This window comes from Chitinophaga sp. YR573 (assembly GCF_900110995.1).
Classification (GTDB): Bacteria; Bacteroidota; Bacteroidia; order Chitinophagales; family Chitinophagaceae; genus Chitinophaga.
The window spans coordinates 510,953-530,096 of the sequence record NZ_FOJF01000002.1 but is presented as its reverse complement, the minus strand read 5'-3'; the positions used below and the strand labels follow the sequence as shown (position 1 = coordinate 530,096).

Genomic DNA, 19,144 nt, shown 5'->3' with positions numbered 1-19,144 from the left:
AAAACTATTTAAAAAGGAAGCCTCCTTCCTCTCTCCGTCCTGTCTCCTTCCTCTCTCCTTCCTGTCTGCTTCATAGTTGAAGCATATCTCTACTGCTGAAATATCTCATCCCTGCGGTTCACCACATGCGTAATATCATTCTCTATCATCTTTTCCAGCAATTCATACCCGCCATTAGGCTTTCTGTGGGCAAAACCCAGTTCCAGGGGTGTAATAGGGCTGGTCCAGTAGAAATTCACCTTATCTCCATACATTTCAGGCAAAACAAGGCTATCCCCGTTATATAAAGCAGCAGACAATACCAGGCTTTCAAAAGGTGCTGTTAACTTCGAAGAACCTACTGTATGCCCTTCTCCCAACCAGCTGATATGCCTCCAGGGGATATCCGCGAGAACAGACAGTCCTTCCGCCATCTTCATAATCTCTTCTTCAGTAAAATCAGCTTTATTGATTGCTATCCCCAGCTCCATGCGCCGGAAAGCAGATGCACTCTCGTTATACAGGTAAGCTACCCAGGGCATAGGCCGGATACTCACACCCATCGTCAGGAAATAGACAACATTATCTTTCTCAAATTTCCCCATCGCCATAGGCGGCCATTCCTTGTTATCAATCGCATAATACTGCTGCATTTTACCAAAACGTTCTTCATACGCATTGATAAACTGCTCCTGTATCACCGGCCAGCGAGGTTCTTCCACGCTTTCCCATTCTTTACGGAACTTAACGGCTTCCGCTACACGATCATATTGTTCATTGCTGCCCCGTTCTCCCAAAGGGAACACCAGTTGCTGCTGATCCACATCTATACAATCAGCCGCATAGGCAGCCGGTTCATCTACATACAGGCTCCAGCCGGGAATTACACCCAGTATCTCACCATCATACAATACCGCTGCACCATCATCTTCCGGCATCCATACAATGGATAACCTGGAAGCCACCAAAGGCTCCTTTCCTTGTGGATGATTACACAACCTGGCTGGCAGCATAGGCGCCATCCCGTTTTCCATCGCTGCACTATCCCTACCCGAAGGACCCGCCTGCAGATTGCGCAACCAGCAGGCACGCATGCGGTATTTCTTGCTTATCAGTTCTGCCGTGTACAGGTAAAAATAGGCGGTACGTTCGTCCTGCTCTACCGCCGCATACAAGGTATGGCGGCCGTTAGGCTGTTCTATCAGTGTTATTGGTTCCTGGCTCATAATGAGATGCAAGATAACTACTAATCATTAAACGTGTTCTCCCGCTGAATTGCCTTTTTATCAACATTCATTACCTTTATTGTATGTTCTATGTATCCGCAGATAAATCCAAACTCGATCTCACCTTTATACATGATTATCTCAGTAACCGCTCTTACTGGGCAAAAGGCAGGACCATGGAAGTTGTTGAAAAGTCCGTTGCTAATTCTCTCTGTTTTGGTGTATTTAACGATGATGATCAACAGGTAGGTTTTGCAAGAATAGTGACCGACTATGCCATATTGGCCTGGGTGATGGATGTCTTTATAGCAGAAGATTACAGAGGACAGGGCTTAAGTAAACTACTCATGAAAGAGGTCATGGCACATCCTGATTTACAGGGTTTAAAACGCTGGGGATTGATGACTGCCGACGCTCATTCTCTCTATCAGCAATTCGGATTCACCCCGGCATCAAAGCCTGAAATGCTGATGGAAAAACTCTTATAAGACAATTTGTCAATAAATTAATGTACATTTGCATAACTTTTATTCTCTCTCCTCACCTACTTTTGTAGTTACCCTCCAAAAATGTGCAGGCTTGCGAGTAAGGCAGGTAAAGTATCAACTGCATTTGATAGCCTTACCATATTTATCATTAAAAAATCAAATAATTTGTCATTTGAACAATTAGGGCTCATTGAGCCAGTGTTAAAGGCTTTGAAAGATGAAGGATATACTAATCCTACCCCTATTCAACAGCAATCCATCCCTCTTATCCTTGAAAAACGCGATTTATTGGGATGCGCACAAACAGGTACAGGTAAAACAGCAGCTTTTGCTATTCCCCTGTTACAGTTACTCCAACAGGAACAACAGAATGCGCCCCGCAAAGGAGCACGCACTATCAAAGCACTCATATTAACGCCTACACGTGAACTGGCGATACAAATACAGGAAAGCTTTGCTGCCTACGGTAAATATCTCGATCTTAAACATCTTGTAATCTTTGGCGGTGTGTCCCAACACGGACAAACAGAAGCCCTCAGAAGAGGTGTTGATATCCTGGTAGCTACTCCCGGCCGTTTACTGGACCTTATCAGCCAGGGACATGTAAGCCTGAAAGATATTAAATTCTTTGTGCTGGATGAAGCAGACAGAATGCTTGACATGGGATTTGTACATGACGTAAAACGCGTCATCACCAAATTACCGGAAAACAGGCAAACATTATTCTTCTCCGCTACAATGCCTCCGGAAATTCAGAAACTGGCAAACGCCATCCTGCATGATCCTTCCAAAGTAGAAGTAACACCCGTTTCTTCCACTGCAGAAACCATCACTCAGTCTGTTTACTTCGTTGGCAAACAGGATAAACGCGGTCTGCTCCTTCACCTGCTGAAAGAACATGATATTAAAACTGCACTGGTATTCACCCGTACCAAACATGGTGCGGACAAAGTAGTGAAAGACCTGCAGAAAGCAAATATCACCGCAGAGGCCATTCATGGTAACAAATCGCAGAATGCACGTCAGCGTGCGCTTTCCAACTTCAAATCACAGCATACAAGAGTACTTGTAGCTACTGATATCGCTGCAAGAGGTATAGACATAGATGAACTCGCACATGTGATCAACTATGAATTACCGAACGTACCGGAAACATATGTACACCGTATCGGCCGTACAGGTCGCGCGGGCGCTAACGGTACTGCCTACTCTTTCTGCGATGGAGAAGAAAAAGCATACCTGCGTGATATCCATAAACTGATTGCACGTAATATCCCGGTAGTGGAAAATCATCCATTCCATGATAGTCACGTAGCTGCACCCACCTTCCGTGGTGTTGCTCCTAAACCACAAGGTGGTGGCGGTGGTGGAAGAAGCAATTTTTCCAATAACAACCGCCCTCAGCGTGGTAATCAGCAACGTAGCAGCAGCGGTCAGCCAAGAGCAAGGCAGACTTCTTCAAGATATGAGAACTAAGTAACTGATTATATTTATCAAGCCGGTTTCCTGATGGGAACCGGCTTTTTTTATGCCTTGTTTACAATTTCATAACCTGCCCTCAATAACCCCGTATATATCTTTGCCCCGTCATGGAAAGAAGAACATTACTCAAAGGTCTGGGACTAGGTGGTCTCGTACTCACATCTCCGTTTTCATTTGCTGCAGAAAAGGAAAAGCCTGTTTTGCGGGTGGCTCATCTCACCGATATTCACTTAAAGAATAAATGGGATGCTCCTAAACATTATGCCGACTGTCTCCATCATGTACAACAGCAATCTCCCAAAGTAGATATGATCCTCAACGGTGGTGATATTGTGTTTGACATGAACAAGGAAAACATCAGTACCATTGATGAACAATGGAAACTGGTAAAATCCATCACAGCCGGTGAATGTAGTTTACCTATCCATTACGCTATAGGAAACCACGATATCTGGTGGGCAGAAAACAACAAAGGACAGGCAGTATATGGTAAACAATATTCCCTGGACCAGCTGCAATTATCTTCTCCTTACTACAGCTTTGTAAAGAATGGCTGGAAGTTTATTATACTCGATAGTGTACACCTGGATATCGATAATACCTGGTACATCGGAAAACTGGGCGATGAACAATTCAGCTGGCTGGAAAATGAGTTGAAAACAACCACTATGCCTGTGTGCATCATGTCTCATATCCCTATTCTCACCGCTACACTGATGATAGAAGATGACATTGTAAATAAATGGCAGATGCTGGGTGGAGATATGCATACAGATACGGCAAAAATCATCAGATTATTCTACCAGCATCCGAATGTAAAATTATGTTTAAGCGGGCATATCCACCTGCGCGATAAAGTAGTGTACAACAATGTCACCTACATCTGCGATGGTGCCGTAAGTGGCGCCTGGTGGGAAGGAAACAGAAGAGAAACAGCCCCTGGTTATGGTTTGATAGATCTATATGCAGATGGTAGTTTCTCAGAGAAATATATCAACTATTAAGCAGATTTACCGTTCTTCAAAAACTATATACTACCTATTCATCCGCTTTCTATTTTGTAAGTCAAATTAACTTATGATGCGGAAGATTGTATTCATACTGGCATTGTTCCAGTTCACAGGTCTCAGCCTGATTGCACAACAGGCGTACGTTTTTAAGGATGGATTAATCAGTGGCCCCTGCCACCAGTACGGCAGGACTGCCTTATTTACCGACCAGCTGGCGGGCCTCATCTGCGAAGGACAACTGAAAACACCCATCAACGGTGCTGCTTCTTTTACAGATGATAAAGGCAAAGCCGGTACCTGGCAGCCTATCAAGGCGGATGATGACGGCTCTTTTGCGGGCCGTGCTATCAACAACGGCTACCTCTATGTATCCTACAACTCTCCCAAAGAACAAACGGCTATCTTAAATATTGCCGGCCATCAGATGGTATACGTGAATGGTACTCCGCATGCAGGTGATATGTACCGCTACGGATGGATGTACGTTCCGGTTGCCCTGCACAAAGGGATCAACGATTTCTATATCAGAACAGGCCGCAGTTATGGCAGAATGGGTATCAAAGCACAACTGCTATTCCCGGAAAAACCCGTGTATATCAGCACTGCAGATTCTACCCTGCCCTTTGTTGTATCCAACAAAAACAACAGTGAACTATGGGGCGCCGTAGTGATCATCAATACGACTGCCCAGCCGCTTAAAAACCTGCAGTTACAGGCTACTGTAGCGGGTAAAACGCTCACGACCACCCTTCCGGACATTGCCGCACAAACCACCCGTAAAGTGGGCTTTAAAATGGATGCTTCCGCTTTTAAGGATGGCAATTGCTCCCTCACCCTGCTCAATGCAAAAACTTCCATCGATAATAAAACGATTACGTTAAAACCTGTCAGTGATACCCTTCATTACAGCAACACGTTCGTGAGCGAAATAGATGGCAGCGTACAATATTACAGCGTATCGCCACAGTCTAACCCCGACGGGAAAGCGCCTGCGCTCTTCCTCTCCGTACACGGTGCGGAAGTACAGGCTATCAACCAGGCCAGCGCTTACCGTTACAAAGACTGGGGTGTACTGGTAGCGCCTACCAACCGTCGCCCCCGTGGTTTTAACTGGGAAGACTGGGGCCGTTTAGATGCCCTGGAAGTACTGGACATTGCTACTAAAAAGTTCCAGCCTAACCCGGAAAGGATCTACCTTACCGGTCATTCTATGGGAGGCCACGGGACATGGTACCTGGGAGCCACTTTCCCGGGCAAATGGGCGGCGATCGCTCCTTGTTCCGGTTACCCCACACTAATGGGTTACGGCTCTGCTGACGGGCTTATTCCGGACTCTCCCCGTAATAACACCGAAAAAGTGCTGTTACGTGCCAGCAATCCAAGCAACACTTTCAAACTCGCTACCAATTATAAAGCAGCTGGTGTGTATATCCTGCATGGCGACAGCGACAAAGTAGTATCCGTAGATTATGCCCGCCAGATGAAACAGATCCTGGCCGGTTTCCATGCGGATTACAGTTATTATGAATACCCGGGCGGGGAACACTGGTATGGCGACCAATGCGTTGACTGGGGCCCGTTATTCCAGTTCTTTAAATGGCATACCATCCCGGCAGACAGCAGTATCAGCGTGGTAGACTTTACCACCGCCAACCCTGCTATCTCTTCTGCCTATCATTGGGCACATATATTACAGCAGCAACATTCACTGGAATATAGCCGTCTGCAACTCTTCCGTCACAACAATACCATCACCGGTACCACCACCAATGTGCAGACACTGGCTTTTGATGTAAAGGACCTTCCTGTAGGCGCTACTACCAACATTTTGTTAGACGGCAAACCGGCTCTCAGCTATACCCGCAAAGCAGAAGATACCACTATCTATTTACATAACGGTGTAACATGGACCCAGGGCACAGCGCCGCTGTCCACTGAAAAAGGCATCGCCCGTAACGGTACTTTTAAAGAGGCATTCAATCACAGAATGGTGTTTGTATACAGCACCGGTGGTCAATCAGCAGAGAATGAATGGTCTTTGAACAAAGCCCGTTATGATGCTGAGACATGGTATTACAGAGGAAATGGTGCAGTAGATATTATTGCTGATAAAGATTTCGATGCTACTAAATATCCGGATCGCAGCGTAATTATTTATGGTAATGCCAGTACCAATAAAGCCTGGAAACAACTGCTGCAAAACAGCCCGGTACAGGTAACCCGCGGCAAAGTAACCGTAGGCACACAGGAATATACCGGCAACCAGTTTGCTGCTTATTTCATCTGGCCCAGGGCTGATAGTAAAGTAGCTTCCGTAGCAGTAATTGGCGGTTCAGGACTGCCAGGTATGAGAGCAGCTGATGCCAATCAATACTTCGCCGGTGGTAGTGGATTCCCTGATTACATGATCTTTAGTACAGATCTTTTGAAAGGAGATATGAATGCAGTGAAAACAGCTGGTTTCTATAATAATGAATGGAAACTGGATGATGCAGAGAGTATTAAAAACTAATAAACGAGCGGGCGTCTGACGACGCCCGCTTTTATAATTAAGAATAATTAAGGCAACCTGGAAACCCTTAACATCTCTTCCCATGATCTTCTCTCTAACCTGTTAGTAGAAAACTTCATCGTATTAGGGCAGATCGTATCAGGCCCAAAAACGCTGTTACTGCCATCAGACCCGCAATCCTTAGTGGTAGTACCACTTTTGGCAAGTACGGTCGACTGATAACTACGTATAAATAATTCCCGCTCTCGCTTATCATTGATCTGTGCTACACGCAGATTCGTCCCATAGAAAGATACATTGCCGCTGGATTCTTTTATTACTTCGATCTTGACATAACCAGTATCCTTGTTGTCAGGATTCAGAAGGTCATTATCAATATTCCAGCTATCAATAACAGTACCTTTGCTGATCCAGGCCTGGGTCCTGAGACGGACACCTGCTCTGTCCAATATATCTTTCAGCTTCGGGAACAATGGCTGCATATATAAGCCACTGACGCCTCTCGCACTATACCCATACCATACCCTGTATTCTTTGATAGTGCCTTTTTGGGAATCTGTTTCTACTATACGCCAGGTTTTGTTCTTATCAATCACTTCAATAACTGCAGCCGTAGAAAAAATGCCGGCAAGATCCGTATAAAGTGATAGCAGCAAAGACATATTTTTATCTTTCAGCGCTTTAATACATGTATCAAGCGTATCCGTTACAACCACTCTTGCACTCTTTTTGTCAGTAGCAGGAAATAGCAGTATCTGATTTTTAAGTGGACTGTATTCTATTGTATAAATGGTAGTTTTGTCAGTAACACTCCATTGTTTATCCCTTGCAACAACAGCTAATACGGCTCCTTCTGAAAATGTATCTCTGAAAGCCGGGATATCTTTCATTAACCGGGTCATATTCCGGGGATCATTCAAAAGACTACAATACCTGGTTATAGCATCTGCCATCAGCGGTTCAGTCACCTTCTCCAACTCGTCCAGCAACACCTTGTGCTGGGACATAGAAGCAGATGATGCTAAGAGGAAAACACCCGCAGTTTTTGTCTGTTCTATATTAACAGATACTGCAGAACCAGATAGTGTAACACCATCCAGTTGAGTACCCGTAAAAACGGCCCCTTGCAAATTGCAGTCATTCAGTATGGCTTCTGTCAGGTTAGCCCCCGTTAATTTGACATTAATCAGACTGGCCCCATTTAGTACCGCTTTATATAACACCGCCTGAGTCAGGTCAATACCAGTTAGATTACTGTTAGACAGTTTGATGCCTTGTAGTTTAGCGCCGGTAATTTTGACATTGGGTCCATATAATTCAATCTTCGTAGCAGTAACATTTCTCAGATCCGCCTGGTCAAGATTAACATCGATCATGATCGCATTTGAAAGTGTGGCCGCACTCACCGGTCTTGAAACAATCAATACGGTTTTACCATCCGAAGAAGTCCATTTAAGCACCTGATAGGAAAGAGAACTAGTGCCTTCTGTATTAATGCTCCATGCTGTACCTGCTATCTCTGCCTTTATAAGGGTGCCTTTGGGTGATAAAGAATAACCATATTCTTTGAATATTTCGGCAGTGCCATAAGGGTCCAGTAATGTCAGATGTTGTAGTAATCTTTTATACGCCTCTGTTCCTTCCAACATTTCAAACAATGTTGAAAAAGCCCCCATCTGAGCTCCGCTAAGATTTGCTTTCTTAAATAAGGCCCCGGTAAAGTTTGTGTTATGCATGGCAATTCCACCCGACAGCAACGCTTCTGTAAGATTAACATTGCTGAAATCTCCATTCATCATTTCTGCCCCATTGAACTTTGACGGTGTACTAACTTTGCTGGCCGATATATATGGGCTGAGGTCTGCATTAATAAACAGCGTATTGTTCAGCCGGGCATTTGTAAAGTCTGCCCCCTTCAACACCGTTGCAATATTCAGCTCCTCAATATTGCTGAAGCTCGCTGCATTCAGTACTGCTCCCACAAAGATTGTTTTCTCTCCTTTCACTGCTTTTAACCTCGCCCTGTTCATCACAGCATTCTTAAAAATAGTGTCGTGCAATGTGGCTCCGCTAAAGTCAGCATCATCCAGGTGATAACCCGTAAAGTCCCGTCCGGAAAGATTACTGTGTAATGCCTCCAGGTTATCAAGATTAACAGTAGCATTCAATCCTTGTAGAACAGTCTCCCGAAGGTCAAGATAGGACCATTCCTTATTCAGTGTGGAAAAATTGAGCGTTGCTTTTTTGAAAGAGGTCAGGTTATTCCGTTCCCGGGAAAAACTGGCAGGCTGACTGAATATACAATTGGTAAGATCGGTATTATCGAAAATGGTACCATCCATTCTTGCATTCAGAAAGGAGGCATTGGTTAATACCGCTCCGTCCAGGTTGGTCCTGGTCAGTATGGCTTTGTTAAACACACCACCAGGTATAACAGCTTTGGAAAAGTTGGCCTGTGTAAGGTCGCACTGGTCACCAAAAATAGCGTCGTGCAGGATGCTTTCGATGAACTTTGCCCCTGTTAATACACATCTGTAGAAATGAACGTTGTTAAGACGCATTTTAGACAGATCTATCCCGGTAAGATTGGAATTTCTGGCAATAAGATCACCGGGATCGGCTGGTATCTCTTTAATAACAGCACCGGTAAGATCAATACATTTCCACAACAACCCTAACTGCTTAAAATTGATTGTAGCCTTGATCAGCTTAACCGGTTGTTTTACATTATCACCAAATTTGGGTTTATTATCAAACACAACACCGGTAAGGTCCAGCCCTGAAAAATCAGTACCATCTCCCATTTGCGCACCTGTAAGGTCCGCTCCCTGCATGCTGATAACTCCTTTGAATATGGTGCCCTTCAGTATTGTATTTTTCATGATTGCCTTCCGTAGATCCAGGCCCTCAAGATTTTTTCCACTTAAATCCTGCCCCGTAAAATCATAGGGTGGGTTTCCTTTCGGCTGATAGTTGTTTGTCTGCATCATGCTTCTATTGGAGTTGCTTTTAAGGCCCTGTTTAATGCAGCACGTGTATCGCTTTTACGTTCTGATAAAGGCTGACTACTTTCCGGATCAATCAAAGGGTAATAGGATATTGTAGAAAGCAACCCTAATTGCAGATTCAGGCTGGCCACTATTGCCGTGGAACCTGGAGAAGCGCTGGTGGTTTTATTGATAACACTTATCAGGTCTCTTACAAATGTCTGTAGTTGTTCATTATTCCAGCCGTACTTCACATCTGTTTCGCGGATATCACCCAGGTACATAAGAACAAAATAAGTGAGCTGGTTGATGAATTTTTCGTTCGGGTATGCTTCCGTAGAAGTATTCACTACAACAAGTTTATTGACAAAAGTAGTCATCTTCGTATCGCCTGTAGCCAAACCGATTAACAGGTGTAAAAGAAACAAATAACTTTTATTATCCATAGTGGTCAACGCCTTCAGTGCCACTAAGTCTGCTTTTTGCTTACTCCATAGAGATGAGATGCTTCCGGTAACCGTTGAAATACCAGTCCAGTTGTTCATTACCTTATCCTCAGACGCATGCACTTCGTTTACACCTTTTAGCAAATTACTGACGCCTTTATTAATGTATGTCTCTGATGGATTACTATCTCCCCATGCCATGAGTAATGTATCTGCCATGGTTCGCCAGTTAGCAGGGTGTCCGGGCAATCCTACCCCGGGATCCGTGATGGTATCCTGATCGTCCTGATCCCAATACTTCCATCCATGATGATAGGTATACCACCAGTTGTACCATTTTGTTTCTCCCCGATAGTAAGGACAATTGTCTATCCCCGTGTCATGTACATATCTCCGGTATTTGAAAACCTGGTACATGATGTCTACCTTGTCTACAGTAACAAGACCATTAAAGAAACTGTTATACCAAATCAGGCATTGCGAATTTTTGACATCCGGGTAGTTACCCGAAAGCCATTCCACCATTGTGAAAAATTTTTTAATGTCCTCGCTGGTCATCGGAGTCGTGAGCTGGAATGTATTTTGAAAAATGAGCATCACACGCAGCGAAGGCAATTCGGAAGACACAAGTGCATATTCCGTCTGTGTATCATTATGCATTGAATAGTGTTTTTAAGTTGTAGGGATCCATTGGCTAATAGTTGGCTCTGGCCTGCCTGCCGCACCTTCCATCTGTTCATAATTCAGGGTGAATAATGTCCGCCACTGGTCTACCACAAATCTTGCTGCATTCACCTGTCCGTTATCTGAAAGTTTATTGGGAGTAAGCGGAGTGCCGTCCGGGTTATAAATATCCAGTTTGTAATCCTCTGATTTCGTGCCGGTATCTTTGTAAGAAAGCACATAAATAAAGCCCTTTGTTTCACTGCTGATATCCAGGTAGGTCCTTTGACTGCCGGGAGCATCCTTCAGCTTCATTACAGAAGATAAACGGGTGAATATAATAGCAGTTTCATTCAGTTGCACATCATAATAAAGACTGTTGGTCTGATCTTCCACCGTCCATATTTTGCCCGGCGATTTTTCACCAATGGTCAGGTTCATACTTCTGTACACATCAATCTCGTTTGTTTTTTCGCCATTAAAACGCACATCATAACTGATACCTTCTGTTGGATCAACAATGAGCCATAGTTTATCTTTTTCCGTACAATGGCATACCGCATCGTTGCTCAGGGATAATAGCCTTGCTTTGAATTTTTCCCGTAGTGCATTACTCAGTCTGCCTGTATTCAGCTCTTCTCTGAATGAGCTGGTTAAGCTGGTTAAGGATACCAGAAGGTAGCGCTGATCACTGTTGGGATAGTATACCGGCACCTGTTTTTGCAGTGCCTGCATCAATAAAACGGAGCTTGTTTTTGCAGACAGTGTTGCTTTTAATGACGATGAAACCTGAAAGGAAAGTTCTGCTTTAAAGCAGGGCACACTGTTACCCCTGGTATCAAAAGCCTGGATCCGCGCGTTAATATCTTCCAGTACCAGAATCCTTCCATCGGCAGCAATAGTCATAGCCACAGGGCCCTGCAGCAAGCCTTCCCGCACGCCTTTACCAGACAAAGGAATAGCTATGGGCGCTTTTGCTTCGTCCATCCCTGTTGCCGGTAATTCAACAATCGCGATTTTATTATTCCGGTAGCTGATAGCCAGTGCAAAATTGTTTGGATGAATAGCAACAGCGCTGATATGCTCCATCGCGAATGCACCCCAGCTTTTGCGGGATGCAAAGTCGAACGATGGATTTTTCTCATCATTCAGATCAACCAGGCGCAGGTGATACATTTTCTGTGTATCATAAGTCCTTGTATCGAGATAGAAATTATTAGGACTAAACTCCGGTGTAGGCCACCTGAATACTTTAATCACATCTACCTCCCGGCGGAGGTCATATAATGGATTACTCCCTGGTATACCTATTGTCCACGACGCATCTTTTTTCACCACGGTAACAACTGCATTAGCTGGAAGCGCGAATCCATTGGTAGAAAACAGACTTCGTAACGCAGCTGCAACAGCGGGTTTTGTATTCAGGTCCGGCATAAAACTTTCCGCCTGATCCACACCAAAAAGACCTGCTGGTCCAAACTGGTCAAAGGCAATGTAAGATTGTATGCTCTGTCCAAGGGTGGAAACCTTCATACCTGCACCCGGATTGGCCAGTGTTGACACAGCTTTCAACAGGTACATCGGCGTGGATTGTTTGCCCGTTCCATAATCAAGTGGTAGCTGTTGTTGTCCCCCACGGTAGCAATAACCGATCTTATAAGCAATGTTATTGATGGTAAGATTGACCAGTTCGGATAGGTCCTGATGATTCAGTATGGCCCGTGTAGCTTTGGGTGCATCTGCTTTTTTAATCCACTGGTATTTCTTTTCCTTACCATTATAATCCAGCTTTTCAAGATGCTGGTATTTTGTGGAAGATAATAAAGGGACCAGTCGTTCAATAATAGACCCTTCTTCTCTGCGTGCGCCATCTTTTGTAGGTACTGCATCCATCCAGCCGCTTGTCCATTGCCCTACAATCCATTCTTCTTTTGAATAAACGGTAGTAATGATCTGCATTTTTTGTCCGGGTGCTACTGGTAATTCATCCTGCGTTTTCTCTGAAAAAAGTACTTCAATCGGTTCATCACTTTTCAGGGGCATTTTGCCTACTTTCTTTTTTGAAGAGGTATTGCCTTCGTATTGAACCAGGATCTGGTAATTGTCGCTTGCCTTAGGCCAGATGGGAGCCTGGGAAGAGGTGCCATGCGTAGGGTCTGGTTTAACCTGTACGGTCAGTTGCATAGAACGTTTAGCCTCGATATTATACGTGGCTGGTGACATTAACACTTGTGTAGTGGTGGCTACCATACTGGTAATTGCACTGGTCATACTAATCAGCTGGTGTGCCAGACCCGTAACCGGTGTACTTTGGATGACCTTATCTTTAGATACCTGTGCTACTGCAGGGGCCATGAATTCTTTCATGCCCTGAGAGAACAGGATACCTCCTACAAACTCTGCGGCTTTAATAAGAAAGGGTTCTATATCCATTCCGTTTTGTGTTGCCGCGCCAACAATCAGCGTATAACAGGCCAGTGAAGCTGATACCAATATCACTACATTTTCCCTTTTCTTAAAAAAGTCTGCATACCATTGGGAGGAGGAAACACCAACAGATAAAGCTGAAAACAAAGCTGGTATACCGTAACAAACAACAGAAGTATAAACAAGGCCCAGTTTATCTACATCCATATCCCAGTTGCCTACTCCTAACCCGCCAAAAAATACATTGACAGTACTGGCATTGTCTGGTACCGGGAAAGAAAGCCTGACCTTAGGCGCCCAAACAGGAAAACCAAAAAACAGGCTACCAGCACCCATATAAGTGAGGTATTTTTTACTGGTGCTGTTTTCAAACCACTCTTTTACCAGCCCGTTCAAACCACCGGTAGCGCTTTCCCAGTTGGCAGGATTGTTAATAATAGCGCCATCAGGTGTTTTAAACTGGCAATAAACACCTAATCCACGATTAGGCCAGTTCTTCACTTCAAAGCTGAGCCTTTTTGAGGCATCGTCAAACTGTAAGGTTTCCCAATACAGGTGAAGGCCAAATTCTGAAGTCTTATTATTAATGGTCCATTTGGTTTTACCACTGTCTCCCAATAAATGTTCAGCCTTCAGTACAGGGTCTGATTGGTCACTTACACTGGTTTCGCCTGTACTGCCATTGATGGCATCCCATTGGGAGCCTTTCAGCCAGGATGTATCTTTCAGTTTTTGTAATATACTTTGCAAAAGGGGCGTCATCACCTCTTTCAAACCATCAGAAAGATTGTATTGTGGTATAGCGCTCACCTCTTTTCCCTCTATCTCTATAACGGGCCATACAATAACTTCTCCGTCGCAATCTATGAGGTCGCTGGCAGGCGGCATAATATTGCCGGCCGGATCTTTTACTATTGTATTATCATACCAGGGAGCATCTCCTTCGGCAGGGTGCATCAGCAGGTATTGCCACAGGTCCGTAAAAAGAGGGTCTGCCAGGATGATATCTTCTGCTATACGGTAATGTACATCTGCCAGCACACTTGCTATCTCAGGATGTTGCATTACAACCGAAAGGGCTGTATCCAGGATATTTACCGTAAGGTTAGTATCTGAATGATAATCGGTTAATTCCTGCAGGGCAAGTGGCGCTGCATGTTTTAAGGTAGCAGCGGTATAATATTTTAATTTTGCCGGCAGGAAAGCATTTCTGCCGTTAGCATTCATAACACTTACTGCCTTTTTAAGCTTTTCCCTCGGAATGTAGTTATACATAGCGGCTATTTCACCAGCCACTGCGCCTGGCCGTGCAGAAGGATAGGTGATCACATTAAACCCTATCTCTTCTGATGAAAACTCCGCATGCTCCACATAATGCGTGAATTTGCCCAATGCATCATCTGATAATACCTGCAGTAGTTTATTCGTACTCCGGTAATGTGCCAGCGTTTGAGGGGTATGCTCTTTTACAACGGCATTTTTGTTTGAATTGACGAATTTAATGTTCAGGCCATCCTTATTTAAATGTTGAAGGTGGCTGAAATCGAAATGAAGAGTAACACTATCCATAATAGTTAAAAATTGGGTGCGAGGATTAATAATGAAAATCGATTTGCGGACCTTTTATAAAAGACGGGGATAGGGGACTAAAAACCTAATAAGGAGTATCGACAAAGTGTATACATCAACTATATAATATAAAACACAATTCGTTAAGTATTGAATAACAACTGTATCTTCTGAGTTAAGAAATTGAATAACTGATGGGGGATCATCAGAAGTAATAGCAATCAAAGGGCTGGATATGACAAAGAAATAGTAAAAAAGTTGTCTCACAAACTAGTAGAAACCTTTGGCAAAGGCTGGAATGATAAAACGTTATGGCATTGTCTCCGCTGTGCAGAGACAATTAAAATGTTTACTTCGCAAACATGAAGACCTTTGTTCCAAAGGTAAACGTTAAGAGGCTTGCCGCTATAATGATGTAGCCAGGAACTAATAATAAAGTAACTTCTATAGCAGTGACAGGAGGAATAGAACAGGAACAAAACAGGACTTGAACAGGATTATCCTCCGTTTATCCTCCGTTAAAAGACGGAGGATAAACGGAGGATAATCCTGTTCAAGAGCCGATCAGAACCTCTTCAATACATCAGCAATTAGTATTAAAAAGCCCGTCACGGTAATACCGGACGGGCTTTTTATTATTAATTAATTGATTACTGTCTGCCAGTCCAGGTAAGGTTGAAGCTAGATCCACCTTTAATAGCGAATATTGCTTTGTAACTACCCTGGTAAGTAATAGTACCGGAGTAGCTGAATACCTGACCTTTTGCGTTTGTTCCACTGATAGTAACTTCAGCAGTACCAGATACGATCATACGGGTTGCTTTACTAACCTTTACATCAGTAGATTTATAGCTGATGGTATTGTGGTAAGTAGAAACAGTATCGCCTGAAGTGATAGTGTAGCTACCTGTATGGTTATAAGTCTGATTAATTAACAGGTAAGCGCTGTCTGACTGTAAACCAGAAACGGTGAATGCAGCTACAGAACTATCTACTACAGATACCTTTTTAGTGGTATAAGAGATATTAGCAGTAGTAGCCATAGCAAAAGACACAGGCTCGCTTTCTTTACAAGTTAAAGTCCAGTTCCAAAGGATGTTATAGCTGTAAGAAAGACCAGAGGTGTTAGGCTCGCTCTTCACAACATAGCTATTCTCTTTTTTAATACCGCAATCTTCGCTGGTAATTTTTGCGCCTTGTCTTGCGCCATCATAATTAGCGGCAACAGATACTGCGTTATCTGTCTGGAATTGCAAACCATTTCCTTCAGTAGAAAACAGTGACTCATTTACCATAGTAGATGCATCTTCCTGAGATACAGCAGGAGCAGTGCTTTCATCTTTTTTACATGCTGGAATTGCCATAGAAATACCAGCAGCTACGAACATTAACAGAATAGCAGACTTGCTACGCGATAAGGGGAACTTTACTCTTTTCATAGAATGTAGATTATTAAGTGATTAGTGATTATAAAATGATGCTGATTTAAATAATTCACATGAACCTTCACAAAGCTAATATAATATACTTAAAAATCATAATATAAACGTAGAAATACACATTCTATTGCGTTATTTAAATATTAATGCGTGTAAACTATTGAAAATGAAAACTCCCGGTAAGAAGTATTTCCTGCCGGGAGTTTCATTACCTACCACAATTCTACCATTCTATCGTGTAAGACTTACCATTTGTTAAAACAAGTGTTGCCTTGTCGTTACCCAGGAAAGTAATCGTTCCTGTGCGTGTAAAAGATTTACCACCGGTTACTGTACCACTTATTGAAACAGTACCTGTACCAGAGATAACCTTTAGCGTACTTTTACTGATTCTGATATCAGCAGAAGTGATCGTAATCACACTCGTAAAAGAACGCTTCTCATTGATTTTAGAAGTCTGACTACCATTACGTACATAAGTCTGGTTCACTACATAATATGTACTGTCCCCACCTAAACCGGTAATAGTAATGTTCGCCTTTGAACTGTCGCTGGAAGACATTCTTGGTGCATCATAAGAAGCCTTACCTGCATAATTCCATACGTATGTCTGCGGAGTAGTACCATCGCAGGTCAGCAGCCAGTTCCAGCTACAGTTATAGCTGTAGGTGATAACAGCGCCTGCCTCGCTTGCTCCCGTAATAGTAGTATCATGCATAATACCACATTGATCTGCGATCTTAGCACTCGTTCTCATGGAACTAACTGTGGAAGTCATACTGGCGGCAGCAGTAGACTGGGTAACAAGGCCCCCACTCTGTGTAGATACTGACTGACTTACCACTTCTGATACATCATCATCAGATATCGTGTCAGTAGTTGTAGAATCATCTTTCTTACAGGAAGAAATAGTAAATAAAATACCTGCGGATAAACAAACGAATAACAATGCAGCTTTACTGAAAGTGATGCGTTCTCTTTTCATAGAATGACTTTTTAAAATTGGTGATAAATAATTTAACTGCTAGTTAGATGTTTTATCAGGGCGAAGTTTTTCGTTTTCCGGTGAAACGGCAAATATGGGGGGTGAACTTATTCAATTTATTTAGATACGTCTTTTAACTATTCATCCACTGACGAAATTCAGGCACTCTTGCCTTGCTGATCAAAATCTGCTCTTTTGCCGGAGGATTGATTTTCAGGGATAAACGTCCGTTAAAGTAAAAATCTACTTCCAGAATGGCCTTCTTTTGCACAATAAACTGCCGGTTAGCCCTGAAAAAACAGGCCGGGTCCAGTTGCTGCTGCAATTGCTCCATTGTGGCCTCTATGATATACTGTTTGTTATCTGCTGTACCGGCATATACAATCTCATTGGCGGTATAAAACCAGGAGATCTGCCCGGCTGTTAGCGGAATCAGTTTATCCCGTGTATGTACCAAAAAAGATTGTTTATAAGAGGTATTCCCCTTCAGGCTTTCTGCAATCTTTAATAACTGCGCATAACTATCTGTTCCACCCTGTGTACGCAACCGGTTAAACTTCACCAACGCCTGTTTCAGCTCTCCGTCATCAAAAGGCTTTAGGATATAATCAATGCCATTGGCCTTGAATGCCTGCAAGGCATAATCATCAAAAGCAGTAATGAAAATCACCGGCAACGTAATATGTACCTGACTGAAAATCTCAAATGATAATCCATCACTTAAACGGATATCCATAAACAACAGATCACATTGCTGCGCATGTTGCTGTAACCAGCTCACAGCATCTGTTACTCCTGGTAATATGGCCAGTACTTCAGCTTCAGGCGCTATCTCCTGTAACATATGCTGCAGGTTGCGGGCAGTGGCCGGTTCATCTTCTATAATTGCTACTCTCATTTTAACGGCAGTTTGACAATAAATTTTCCATCCTTCTTCATAATACTGATCTCCAGCTGCATTAAGATCTTATAACGTTCATTCAGATTAGGTAATCCTATCCCCGTCCCTGCTTCCGGAAAAGATACCGGCTGTATATTATTCTCTACTATCAGCTGCTGATCTTCTATAAATATATGGATCCGTAAAGGGCGGGAAACCGTCACTATATTATGTTTGGATGCATTCTCTATCAATGGTTGCAGGGACATATGCGGTAACAGGTACTGCATATCCGCTTCTCCTATATCTACTTTCAGTTCAAATCCCTTTTCATGACGCATTTTTAACAACGCTACATAGGATTGTACGGCATTCAGTTCATCTTTCAGGTTCACCAGGTTATTATCATTCTTTTGCAGGGAATAACGATATACTTTTGATAACTGATTGATATAATATTGCGCCTGGGAAGGATCTTCTCTTACCACTCCAGACAAACTGCTCAATGCATTGAAAAAGAAGTGCGGTTGTAACTGTCCTTTTAATAACCCCAGCTCTGCTTTCAGATGTGCATTCCTCAGCTGTGCATTCTCCATCTCTTTAGAACGGGCATGCCGCAGGATATCCACTATCTTCAGCTCTATGGCTATCAGCAACATACTGATCAGGAATTTCATCCCTACTCCCTTTCCTGGTAATAAACCCGGGCTGAACAACCTTTTCTGCACTTTCACGGTAATCATCGTGAACAGGAGCAGTAAAACAAAATTGATCAGTAATGCCAGTCCTTCTTCCTTTAAACGCCAGCGGTTTACAGGTGTACGGAAATATTTCCTGTTGATATAAAAAATGCAAAGACAGAAGATGAAATTGATGACAGTCTGGAAGATAAGCTCATAGGGATCAAAACGCCAGTAATGCGCCACCACCCCTTCATTCCTGAGTGCCAGCAATTTAGGTAAGTTGAGCGCAAACGAGATAAAAAGTGAGCTATATATGTAAAACATTCTCCCCATCGTAGCATTCATAAGTACAAAGTACCAGCGTTCTG

General features: G+C 43.3%; 12 protein-coding genes. 4 read left to right on the top strand and 8 right to left on the bottom strand.

Annotation, left to right across the window (positions count from 1 at the left end):
* Nucleotides 1-89 precede the first annotated feature (89 nt).
* On the bottom strand, nucleotides 90-1,205 hold the full coding sequence (locus BMW86_RS22075; protein ID WP_089784113.1) for a suppressor of fused domain protein: 1,116 nt from the start codon (nucleotides 1,203-1,205) through the stop codon (nucleotides 90-92).
* Between the two features lie 83 nt (nucleotides 1,206-1,288).
* Between BMW86_RS22075 and BMW86_RS22070 the strand changes: the two genes are divergently transcribed.
* From BMW86_RS22070 to BMW86_RS22055, 4 genes are all read left to right on the top strand, one after another.
* The gene (locus tag BMW86_RS22070) at nucleotides 1,289-1,693 is read left to right on the top strand and encodes a GNAT family N-acetyltransferase (protein WP_089784112.1); all 405 of its coding nucleotides are present in this window, start codon (nucleotides 1,289-1,291) and stop codon (nucleotides 1,691-1,693) included.
* A gap of 165 nt (nucleotides 1,694-1,858) precedes the next feature.
* A complete protein-coding gene (locus BMW86_RS22065; RefSeq protein ID WP_177189403.1) occupies nucleotides 1,859-3,169 on the top strand; it encodes a DEAD/DEAH box helicase in 1,311 nt (436 codons plus the stop codon).
* Between the two features lie 113 nt (nucleotides 3,170-3,282).
* Nucleotides 3,283-4,179 (top strand): metallophosphoesterase family protein, encoded by an 897-nt coding sequence (locus BMW86_RS22060; RefSeq protein WP_089784110.1) that lies wholly within the window; start codon nucleotides 3,283-3,285, stop codon nucleotides 4,177-4,179.
* A 73-nt stretch (nucleotides 4,180-4,252) separates the two neighbouring features.
* The gene (locus tag BMW86_RS22055; RefSeq protein ID WP_255372978.1) at nucleotides 4,253-6,697 is read left to right on the top strand and encodes a carboxylesterase family protein; all 2,445 of its coding nucleotides are present in this window, start codon (nucleotides 4,253-4,255) and stop codon (nucleotides 6,695-6,697) included.
* Between the two features lie 47 nt (nucleotides 6,698-6,744).
* On the opposite strand, the gene BMW86_RS22050 is transcribed toward BMW86_RS22055, so the two are convergent.
* From BMW86_RS22050 to BMW86_RS22020, 7 genes are all read right to left on the bottom strand, one after another.
* A complete protein-coding gene (locus BMW86_RS22050) occupies nucleotides 6,745-9,684 on the bottom strand; it encodes a pentapeptide repeat-containing protein (protein ID WP_255373013.1) in 2,940 nt (979 codons plus the stop codon).
* Complete coding sequence (locus BMW86_RS22045; protein ID WP_089784108.1) at nucleotides 9,684-10,790, bottom strand: hypothetical protein; 1,107 nt, start codon at nucleotides 10,788-10,790, stop codon at nucleotides 9,684-9,686. Before BMW86_RS22045 ends, BMW86_RS22050 begins: the two co-directional genes overlap by 1 nt.
* A gap of 12 nt (nucleotides 10,791-10,802) precedes the next feature.
* The gene (locus tag BMW86_RS22040; protein WP_089784107.1) at nucleotides 10,803-14,789 is read right to left on the bottom strand and encodes a hypothetical protein; all 3,987 of its coding nucleotides are present in this window, start codon (nucleotides 14,787-14,789) and stop codon (nucleotides 10,803-10,805) included.
* Between the two features lie 650 nt (nucleotides 14,790-15,439).
* Nucleotides 15,440-16,228, bottom strand: coding sequence for a hypothetical protein (locus BMW86_RS22035; RefSeq protein WP_143056658.1), 789 nt, complete (start codon nucleotides 16,226-16,228; stop codon nucleotides 15,440-15,442).
* A 223-nt stretch (nucleotides 16,229-16,451) separates the two neighbouring features.
* On the bottom strand, nucleotides 16,452-17,213 hold the full coding sequence (locus tag BMW86_RS22030) for a hypothetical protein (protein WP_089784105.1): 762 nt from the start codon (nucleotides 17,211-17,213) through the stop codon (nucleotides 16,452-16,454).
* Nucleotides 17,214-17,346: 133 nt separating this feature from the next.
* On the bottom strand, nucleotides 17,347-18,111 hold the full coding sequence (locus BMW86_RS22025) for a LytR/AlgR family response regulator transcription factor (protein ID WP_089784104.1): 765 nt from the start codon (nucleotides 18,109-18,111) through the stop codon (nucleotides 17,347-17,349).
* Complete coding sequence (locus BMW86_RS22020; protein ID WP_177189356.1) at nucleotides 18,108-19,100, bottom strand: sensor histidine kinase; 993 nt, start codon at nucleotides 19,098-19,100, stop codon at nucleotides 18,108-18,110. The genes BMW86_RS22025 and BMW86_RS22020 overlap by 4 nt, the downstream gene beginning before the upstream one ends.
* Nucleotides 19,101-19,144 lie beyond the last annotated feature (44 nt).

Bases quoted from the DNA above. Each gene is read 5' to 3' on its own strand.
- BMW86_RS22075 (WP_089784113.1), bottom strand. From the start codon at position 1,205: ATGAGCCAGGAACCAATAACACTGATAGAACAGCCTAACGGCCGCCAT.
- BMW86_RS22070 (WP_089784112.1), top strand. From the start codon at position 1,289: ATGTTCTATGTATCCGCAGATAAATCCAAACTCGATCTCACCTTTATA.
- BMW86_RS22060 (WP_089784110.1), top strand. From the start codon at position 3,283: ATGGAAAGAAGAACATTACTCAAAGGTCTGGGACTAGGTGGTCTCGTA.
- BMW86_RS22055 (WP_255372978.1), top strand. From the start codon at position 4,253: ATGATGCGGAAGATTGTATTCATACTGGCATTGTTCCAGTTCACAGGT.
- BMW86_RS22050 (WP_255373013.1), bottom strand. From the start codon at position 9,684: ATGCAGACAAACAACTATCAGCCGAAAGGAAACCCACCCTATGATTTT.
- BMW86_RS22045 (WP_089784108.1), bottom strand. From the start codon at position 10,790: ATGCATAATGATACACAGACGGAATATGCACTTGTGTCTTCCGAATTG.
- BMW86_RS22040 (WP_089784107.1), bottom strand. From the start codon at position 14,789: ATGGATAGTGTTACTCTTCATTTCGATTTCAGCCACCTTCAACATTTA.
- BMW86_RS22035 (WP_143056658.1), bottom strand. From the start codon at position 16,228: ATGAAAAGAGTAAAGTTCCCCTTATCGCGTAGCAAGTCTGCTATTCTG.
- BMW86_RS22030 (WP_089784105.1), bottom strand. From the start codon at position 17,213: ATGAAAAGAGAACGCATCACTTTCAGTAAAGCTGCATTGTTATTCGTT.
- BMW86_RS22025 (WP_089784104.1), bottom strand. From the start codon at position 18,111: ATGAGAGTAGCAATTATAGAAGATGAACCGGCCACTGCCCGCAACCTG.
- BMW86_RS22020 (WP_177189356.1), bottom strand. From the start codon at position 19,100: ATGTTTTACATATATAGCTCACTTTTTATCTCGTTTGCGCTCAACTTA.